Origin of the sequence: Phenylobacterium sp. (assembly GCF_044358365.1) — a bacterium.
Taxonomy (GTDB): domain Bacteria; phylum Pseudomonadota; class Alphaproteobacteria; order Caulobacterales; family Caulobacteraceae; genus Phenylobacterium.
Map to the genome: position 1 here is coordinate 22233 of NZ_JBIKNZ010000038.1, position 7456 is coordinate 29688.

The 7456-nt window shown below is 65.6% G+C and carries 8 protein-coding genes; 4 read left to right on the forward strand and 4 right to left on the reverse strand.

The features are described 5' to 3' along the window. Nucleotides 1-10: 10 nt before the first annotated feature. A complete protein-coding gene (locus tag ACIQ3B_RS11560; RefSeq protein WP_397402682.1) occupies nucleotides 11-1549 on the reverse strand; it encodes an acyl-CoA synthetase in 1539 nt (512 codons plus the stop codon). A 132-nt stretch (nucleotides 1550-1681) separates the two neighbouring features. On the opposite strand from ACIQ3B_RS11560, the gene ACIQ3B_RS11565 reads away from it, so the two are divergent. From ACIQ3B_RS11565 to ACIQ3B_RS11575, 3 genes are all read left to right on the forward strand, one after another. Further along, nucleotides 1682-2560 (forward strand): crotonase/enoyl-CoA hydratase family protein, encoded by an 879-nt coding sequence (locus ACIQ3B_RS11565; RefSeq protein ID WP_397402684.1) that lies wholly within the window; start codon nucleotides 1682-1684, stop codon nucleotides 2558-2560. A 207-nt stretch (nucleotides 2561-2767) separates the two neighbouring features. Next, nucleotides 2768-3190 (forward strand): MucR family transcriptional regulator, encoded by a 423-nt coding sequence (locus tag ACIQ3B_RS11570; RefSeq protein ID WP_397402686.1) that lies wholly within the window; start codon nucleotides 2768-2770, stop codon nucleotides 3188-3190. A 170-nt stretch (nucleotides 3191-3360) separates the two neighbouring features. Continuing rightward, nucleotides 3361-3849 carry a PAS domain-containing protein gene (locus ACIQ3B_RS11575; protein ID WP_397402688.1) on the forward strand — a complete coding sequence of 163 codons (489 nt, stop codon included), beginning with the start codon at nucleotides 3361-3363 and terminating at the stop codon, nucleotides 3847-3849. A gap of 8 nt (nucleotides 3850-3857) precedes the next feature. Here the strand turns inward: ACIQ3B_RS11575 and ACIQ3B_RS11580 are convergent, their stop codons facing one another. From ACIQ3B_RS11580 to ACIQ3B_RS11590, 3 genes are read right to left on the reverse strand one after another with little or no spacing between them, the layout of a single operon-like run. Beyond that, nucleotides 3858-4295, reverse strand: a complete 438-nt coding sequence (locus ACIQ3B_RS11580; protein WP_397402690.1) for a hypothetical protein — start codon at nucleotides 4293-4295, stop codon at nucleotides 3858-3860. 2 nt (nucleotides 4296-4297) lie between these two features. Continuing rightward, nucleotides 4298-4717 (reverse strand): SufE family protein, encoded by a 420-nt coding sequence (locus ACIQ3B_RS11585; RefSeq protein ID WP_397402692.1) that lies wholly within the window; start codon nucleotides 4715-4717, stop codon nucleotides 4298-4300. Nucleotides 4718-4758: 41 nt separating this feature from the next. Beyond that, on the reverse strand, nucleotides 4759-5496 hold the full coding sequence (locus tag ACIQ3B_RS11590; protein ID WP_397402694.1) for a sensor histidine kinase: 738 nt from the start codon (nucleotides 5494-5496) through the stop codon (nucleotides 4759-4761). A gap of 140 nt (nucleotides 5497-5636) precedes the next feature. Between ACIQ3B_RS11590 and ACIQ3B_RS11595 the strand changes: the two genes are divergently transcribed. Further along, nucleotides 5637-7274: a sensor histidine kinase gene (locus ACIQ3B_RS11595; RefSeq protein ID WP_397402696.1), complete on the forward strand. Its 1638-nt coding sequence runs from the start codon at nucleotides 5637-5639 to the stop codon at nucleotides 7272-7274. Nucleotides 7275-7456 lie beyond the last annotated feature (182 nt).

The following is a 7456-nucleotide window of genomic DNA, read 5'->3' on the forward strand; positions in this document are numbered from 1 at the left end:
ATGGCCCTCCTCAGACGATCTTCGAGCCTTCCTTGCCCCAGTAGGCGTCCCGGATCAGACGCTTGTAGAGTTTGCCTGTCGGGTGGCGGGGCAGTTCGGCCATGAAGTCGATCACGCGGGGCGATTTCACATGGCTCAGGTGCTGGCGCGAATAGGCCATCAACTCGTCGCGAAGCGCATCGCCCGCGTCGGCCCAGTCCAGCGGTTGGATCACTGCGATCACCTGCTCACCCATCTCTTCGTGCGGCCCACCCACCACGGCGGCGTCGGCCACCTTGGGGTGGCCGATGAGCACGTTTTCCAGTTCCTGCGGATAGATGTTCACGCCGCCGGAGTTGATCATGAAGCTCTTGCGGTCGGTGAGGTAGAGATAGCCCTCCTCATCCAGCCATCCCACATCGCCCAGCGTCGTCCAGCCGTGCTGGTTGGTGCTCTCGGCCACTTTTTCCGGGGCGTTATGGTAGCTGAGCGGCGGGCCACCGGAGAAATAAACGCCGCCTTCGGTACGCGGCGGCAGGGCCTCGCCGTCTTCGCCACAGATCTTGACCTCGGCGGTCAGGCCACGGCCGACCGAGCCCTTGTGAGTCAGCCATTCAGCCGCGGAGATATAGCAGAAGCCGTTACCCTCAGTGCCCGCGTAGTACTCGTGAATGATCGGTCCCCACCAGGCGATCATCTGTTCCTTGACCGGAACCGGGCAGGGCGCGGCCGCGTGAACCGCCGACTTCAGCGATGAAACGTCATACTTGTCGCGCACCTCTTGCGGCAGCTTCAGCAGGCGCACGAAGTGGGTCGGCACGAACTGGCCGCAGTTGACCTTGTAGGTCTCGATATTGGCCAGCATCTGCTCGGGATCGAATTTCTCCATCACCACCACTGTGCCGCCATTGCGATGCACGCCCATGGTCCAGCGCAGCGGGGCGGCGTGATAGAGCGGCGCCGGCGAGATGTAGATCGATGGGTTGGGAAACCCGAAGACCTGCGTCGACATGTTGGCCAACGGGGTTTCTGGATCGATGGGCCCCCCGGTGAGCGCCGGCTTCACGCCCTTGGGTCGGCCGGTGGTGCCTGACGAGTAGAGCATGTCCGAGCCAGCGGTCTCGTCGGCGATCGGCGTGGTCGGAAAGCCTGCGCGCGCGGCCTCAAAACTTGCATAGGGCGCCCGGGCCTCGCCCACCATGTAGAGTTTCACGCCGGACAGGTGCGCCGGTAGATCATCGATCACCGATCCGACGCCCGCCGAGGTGATCAGCACCTGGGCCCCGCAATCGCCCACGATGTACTCCACTTCGCCGGCCGTCAGCTTGGACGAGATGCAGGTGTAGTAGAGGCCCGATCGCTGGGCGGCCCAGGCGATCTCGAAGTACCGGGGACTGTTGTCCATGAAGAGCGCGATCACGTCGCCGGCCTTCAGACCCAGCGACCGGAAGAAGTGCGCGCCCTGGTTCGAGCGCGCATCAAGCTCGCGATAGGTCACGGTCTCGCCCGTGCCCGCCATGATGTAGGCAGCGCGGTCGGGGTGGGTCTTGGCGAAGCGGGTCGGATGCATGGTCGGCGGGGGCTCCCTTTGCGACCGGTTCTGCGCCGGTCGTTTTGATTGTGATTGAGAAATGGGGGTCTTGACCTACCGTCCGTCAAGCTGGCGCAAGTCTCCAGAATCCAGCCCAAGGAACCAACCCTCATGCCTACCTTCGAAACCCTGCTCTATGACGTCGCCGACGGCATCTGCACGATCACGCTGAACCGGCCCGAGAAGCTGAATGCCTTCAACACCCAGATGATGCAGGACATGATCGCGGCGTTCGACGCGACCGACGCCGATGACGCAGTCCGCGTGGTGATCGTCACCGGGGCGGGACGTGCGTTCTGCGCCGGGGCTGATCTGTCCGCCGGGGCCGAGACTTTCAACTACGACGCCCGCGACGCCCTGCACCGTGAGGCGCGTATGCGCGAGGGGGTGCAGCGGGACGGCGGCGGATTGCTCACCATGCGGATTTTCGAGAGCTTGAAGCCCGTGATCTCGGCGTGCAATGGCGCGGCGGTTGGCGTGGGCGTGACCATGCAACTGGCCATGGATATCCGTATGGCGTCGGATACCGCTCGCTACGGCTTCGTGTTTGCACGTCGTGGTCTGAATCCGGAGGCGGCGTCGTCCTGGTTCCTGCCCCATCTCGTGGGTGTCCAGACGGCGCTGGAGTGGTGCTACACCGGCCGCATCTTCCCGGCGCAGGAAGCCCACGAAAAAGGGCTGGTGCGGTCGCTGCATGCGCCCGACGACCTGCTGCCCGCCGCCCGCGCCCTGGCCCGCGAGATTGCCGATAACACCGCCCCGGTTTCGGTCGCCATCACACGACAACTGATCTGGCGGATGGCCGGCGCGGCGCATCCCATGCAGGCTCACCAGGCTGACAGCCGCGGTATCCAGGCTCGCGGCAAGTCGGGCGATGCGCGTGAGGGCGTGACCTCGTTCCTCGAAAAGCGCCCGCCCAACTATCCGGACAAGGTCTCCACCGACTTGCCTGACATCTGGTCGCATTGGACCCCGCCAACCTTCAGCTAGACGTCCATATGCTCCTGCGGGACTTACTCGCCATGGCGCGTCGATACTTTGCGCAACAGAGCGGTCTCTTGGTTTCGTGGAAATCGAACGCTGGTTTCTCTGGTTCCAGGTTGTGCGACTGTCGTAATGCGGTTAAGGACCCCTCATCACGACAGTGAATCGGGCAACAACGCCCTCAGCGAGCAAGCGTTCGGAACAAGAAACGACATGGACGATAAGTCGGAAGTCATCGAAATGACCGCGGACATTGTTTCCGCTTATGTGGGCAATAACTCGGTCTCAGCTGCCGACTTGCCGGGTCTGATCCAGAGCGTTCATCGCGCACTGGCCAGTGTGTCAACTGGCGCCGAGACCGTTGAGGTTGCACCCAAGGAACCTGCCGTTCCGATCCGTCGTTCGATCACGCCTGACTATCTGATCTGCCTGGAAGATGGGCGGAAGTTCAAGTCGCTCAAGCGTCACCTTCGGACCAAGTACAACATGAGCCCAGAGGAATATCGGGCGAAGTGGGGTCTGGCCAAGGACTATCCGATGGTTGCCCCCAACTACGCCAAGGCGCGCTCCGATCTCGCCAAGCAGATGGGTCTGGGGCAGGGCGGCCGCCAGGCGCCGAAGAAGAAGTCACGCTAGCCTCGAGTTGGAGGATAGGCGAACGCCCGCCGGCTCCGGCGGGCGTTTTGCGTTTTTGAGACGCTGTCGCAGAAAAACAGCCGGACCCGGACTTTGCGCTTGCCGCCGATTCGCGGGTCAGGCGATATATGATTCGTCATGAATCCAAGCCGTTATTAGGAACTTCGAAGATGGCGGCGCAGATTGGAGCCCCTGCTGCGGCCATTCGCGCCCATGAGGAGCTCTATGCCTACTGGAGCTCGCTGAAGGCGGGCGCGGGTCTGCCTATCCGCCGACGGCTGGATCCAGGCGGCATCAAGCGCCTGCTGCCTACCGTAAGTCTTACCGAAGTGATTGCCGGCGAGACCCTGGACTACCGGTTCCGGCTGGCCGGGACTGGCCTCTACAGCGTCTATGGCCGCGAGATCACGGGCCGGCGTCTATCCGAGGTTTACAACTCCGCCGCCGGTGATTACTGGCGCGCCGAGCTGGGCCGGGTGGTCAATGAAGCGCGGCCAGGCGTTGGCATCCACAATCTGGGCTGGCGCGGCGCGGCCCATCTCTCGATTGTCTGGATCCGCCTGCCGCTTTCGCGCGGCGGCGCGGACGTGGACATGATCCTGGGCTATGACGCTGTGGTCGGGATGAGCGCCATGGCCAGCGGCATCCGGGCCGCCTGATGTAAGTCTCAGGGTTTTGGCGAGGCCGCCGGAGTGTCTTTGGGCGGATCCTGCAAGCCCAGCCGGGCCGCCGCCAGAATGTTGACGATCGAATAGTTGCCCTCGTGACAGGCGTATTCAAACATTGCCGTGGTCGGGCCGAACACGTACTCGCCTCGGATGGGATGGGTGTAGAGGTAAGGGTCCGTCACCGAAAACTCGTAGTGGATATCTGTCGGCGATGTCCTCGTGAAGCTTTCGACAACCCGGGTCTGCGGCGAGCGGACCAGAGAATCGGCGCCCTTTGTAAGCCCCGGCCGATAGTTCGAGGTTTCGACAACGAGGACGTTGCCCTCCCATCGTCCCGTTGGGTCGCCCAGCCAGGACAGGTCCTGGGTTTCTCGCGTGCGACCGTCGCGCTCGCCAGGCCCAGGAGGGCGAGGCTCCAGTATCAGGGCGTTTCGCATGGCTAGCCTGCCGCTTCAGCATCCCGACGGATCCGCGCCACCATCGAGGCCAGCCCATTGGACCGCTGTGACGACAGCGCTTCGTTGAGCCCCAGCTTCGCAAAGGCCGCCTTGATATCGAACCCCAGAATCTCTGGCGCGGAGCGTCCTGCGTAGAGCCTCAGCAGGATCGCGATCAGGCCCCGGACGATATGGGCGTCTGAGTCCCCGCGAAAACCGATCGCGCCGTCCGTACCCGGTTCCGTCACCAGCCAGACCTGGCTGGAGCAGCCGCGGACCTTGTTGGTGTCGCTCCGCTCCGCTTCACTGAGGGGCGCCAGGTCCTTGCCCAGATCGATCACATAGCGATAGCGCTCCTCCCAGTCCCCCAGGAGCTCGAACTCGTCGGCGAGCTCCGCCAGTGCGCTGTCGATATCGGCCATGGGCGCGACTTAAGGAGGGTGAGACGCCGTAGCAACCTTGATCAGGCGGACGGCAGGATCACGATCGCCGTCAGGCCGCCGCCGGGCGACGGCGTCAGGCTCAGGCTCCCCGCCATGGCCCGGCAGGTCAGGTCGCAGATCGGCAGGCCAAGGCCGGCGCCCTCCGAGTGCCGCGTCAGGGCGGTTTCGGCCTGTTCGAACGGCGCCATCAGGCGCGGAATATCGGCCGGATCAATCCCCGGCCCGTGATCCTGGATTTCGATCTCGACGGTTTCGCCGCGCACGCATGCGCTCACCTGCACCACACCGTTCTCCGGTGTAACGTTGACCGCATTCTGCAGGAGGTTGACGAGCACGGTGCGCAGGCCCTGCGGATCGGCGGCCACCGTGGGCAAGGTCTCGCGTCCCGCCACCACAACCGTCACCCGGCGCGCCGCCAGATCCTTGCGCAGGGTCCCCAGTACATCGTCCACCGCCAGTTCGACGGACTCGGGGCTGGTCTCGAAATCCAGGGTCCGGCCGTCCAGTCGGGCGATCTCCAGCACCTGATTGACCAGCTTCAACAGCCTTGCGCCGCTCTGATGGATGATCTCGGCATAGTCTTTGTACCGGGGAGCCCCCAGGGGACCGTACAGTTCCGCAGAGAGAATCTCGGAGAAGCCCAGGATGGAGTTGAGCGGCGTGCGTAGTTCGTGGCTGACCATCCTCAGGAAGGAGCGCTTCTGCGCGTCCAGGATGGCCTCGACCTCGAAAGACGGCGTGGTGGCCGGATGAGACATGCGACGGCGTTGAACCCGGGCGAGCGTGATTTGCAGGTTCGCCGATTGGGCTTACGAAAGTCTTTCGCCGTAGCGGGTCGTCGTGCGCAGCGCGCAGGCGTAGTGTCACGGCGACACGCCAGAGGACTGCAGGATTCGTGATGGCCAGGGTTCGTCCCACCGCATCGACCGGGAAACCACCGCGCGACGCCGCGGGCGGGACCGGCTGGCACCTTGGCTGGGCGCTGGCGATCCTGGCGGCAGCCGGCGCGCTCGCGGCCGCAGGCCTTTTGCCTCAGGGACCCGAGGCGCTGGCGCTGGCGGTGGTGGGAGCTGCGGCGCTGGTCGGCGCGGTGCTGTCTCGGCTGGGGCGAGGGGCGCGGATCGCAGGTGTACTGATCTGGGGCGCCGGGGCGACGGCGGCCTGTCACCTCACCGGCGGCGTGGCCGGTCCGCTGGCCGCCTGGTGCCTGGCGCCGGCGGCCGCGGGGCTGGTCTGGCGCGATCGCGACCTGGCCGCTCTGGGCGCCGCGACGGCGCTGGCTGCTGCGGCGCTGTCGGCGCTGACGCCTGTGTTCCAGACCCTGCCGCAGCCGGACATGGCGCTGGCGCCCTGGCTGAGCCTGCTGGCCCTGTCGACCATCACGGTGAGCTTTGCCGCCGGCCTGATGGGTCTGCTGGGCGAACTGCGTCGTGACCAGCGTCGGGACGCGCGTCAGGCCATGGAGCGGACGCTGCTGCATCATCAGCCGCAGCTGCTGGCCCGGCTGAGCCCCGAGGGCGTTGTCCGGATCGCGGCGGGGGCTCCGGTCGCTGGTCCTGAGCCCGGCGACCTTGAAGGCCATCCCCTGGGGCGGCTGTTCGCCGAGGCCGATCTGCCCGCGTTTGACGCCGCCCTGCGTGAGGCGGCCGCCACCGGCCAGGCGCTGGTGCAGGTGCAGGCGGCCTTCGACCCGGACCGCCGCCTCGAGATCGCGCTGCGCCTTGGCCCCAACGACGATCTGATCGCCGCCGTGCGTGACGCCACCGTCCAGCACCTGCGCGAGCGGGCGCTCGACGACGCCCGCGTGTCCGCTGAGCAGCAGAACGCTGGCAAGTCGCGGTTCCTGGCCAATATGAGCCACGAGCTGCGCACGCCGCTGAACGCCATCATGGGCTTCTCCGACATCATGCGGCAGCGGCTGTTTGGCCCCATGGCTGACCGCTACGCCGAGTACGCCGGGCTGATCCACGAGTCTGGCAGCCATCTGCTGGAGCTGATCAACGACATCCTCGACGTGTCGAAGATCGAGGCCGAGCGCTTCGAGCTCACCCTGGAGTACTTCGACGCGCGCGAGGCGGTGGAGTCGGTGATGCGGCTGATGCGCGGTGAGGCGGACCGGCTGGGGGTGCATCTGCGCGCCGTCCTGCCGCCCGGGTCGCTCTATGCCGAAGCCGACCGCCGGGCGCTGAAGCAGATCACCCTCAACCTGATCTCCAACGCGCTCAAGTTCACCCCCCGGGGCGGGGCGGTCACCCTGACCCTACGGCCGCGCCATGAGGGGCTTGAGCTGGTCGTCGCCGACACCGGCGTCGGCATCGCGCGTCAGGATCTGGAGCGGCTTGGACGCCCCTACGAACAGGCTGGCGACGCCCAGCAGCGGGCGGCGGGGTCGGGGCTTGGCCTGTCCCTGGTCCGCGCCTTCGCCCGTCTGCACGGCGGTGACATGAGCCTGGAGAGCACCCTAGGCGCGGGCACCGCCGTGACGGTGCGGATGCCCGTCCTGGCGCCCGATCCGGCCGTCCGCCAGCAGCTCTAAATGTATGAAAACGAGCTTGTTTATCCGTTTCAGATGACTCCATCTGAAACGGACAGGCTCTAGGTGTGAGCTCTCAATAGGTTGTCCATCCGGCCCGGACCGGGGAAGCTGTGGTTGTGAAGCTACAGGGTCTCAGGAGAGGGTCGGATGAACGTGCACAAGAATGCCCGGCTGTCGCAGCA

Excerpts from the sequence above, each read along its gene's own strand:
- ACIQ3B_RS11560 (WP_397402682.1), bottom strand. The coding sequence starts at position 1,549 with ATGCATCCGACCCGCTTCGCCAAGACCCACCCCGACCGCGCTGCCTAC.
- ACIQ3B_RS11565 (WP_397402684.1), top strand. The coding sequence starts at position 1,682 with ATGCCTACCTTCGAAACCCTGCTCTATGACGTCGCCGACGGCATCTGC.
- ACIQ3B_RS11570 (WP_397402686.1), top strand. The coding sequence starts at position 2,768 with ATGGACGATAAGTCGGAAGTCATCGAAATGACCGCGGACATTGTTTCC.
- ACIQ3B_RS11575 (WP_397402688.1), top strand. The coding sequence starts at position 3,361 with ATGGCGGCGCAGATTGGAGCCCCTGCTGCGGCCATTCGCGCCCATGAG.
- ACIQ3B_RS11580 (WP_397402690.1), bottom strand. The coding sequence starts at position 4,295 with ATGCGAAACGCCCTGATACTGGAGCCTCGCCCTCCTGGGCCTGGCGAG.
- ACIQ3B_RS11585 (WP_397402692.1), bottom strand. The coding sequence starts at position 4,717 with ATGGCCGATATCGACAGCGCACTGGCGGAGCTCGCCGACGAGTTCGAG.
- ACIQ3B_RS11590 (WP_397402694.1), bottom strand. The coding sequence starts at position 5,496 with ATGTCTCATCCGGCCACCACGCCGTCTTTCGAGGTCGAGGCCATCCTG.
- ACIQ3B_RS11595 (WP_397402696.1), top strand. The coding sequence starts at position 5,637 with ATGGCCAGGGTTCGTCCCACCGCATCGACCGGGAAACCACCGCGCGAC.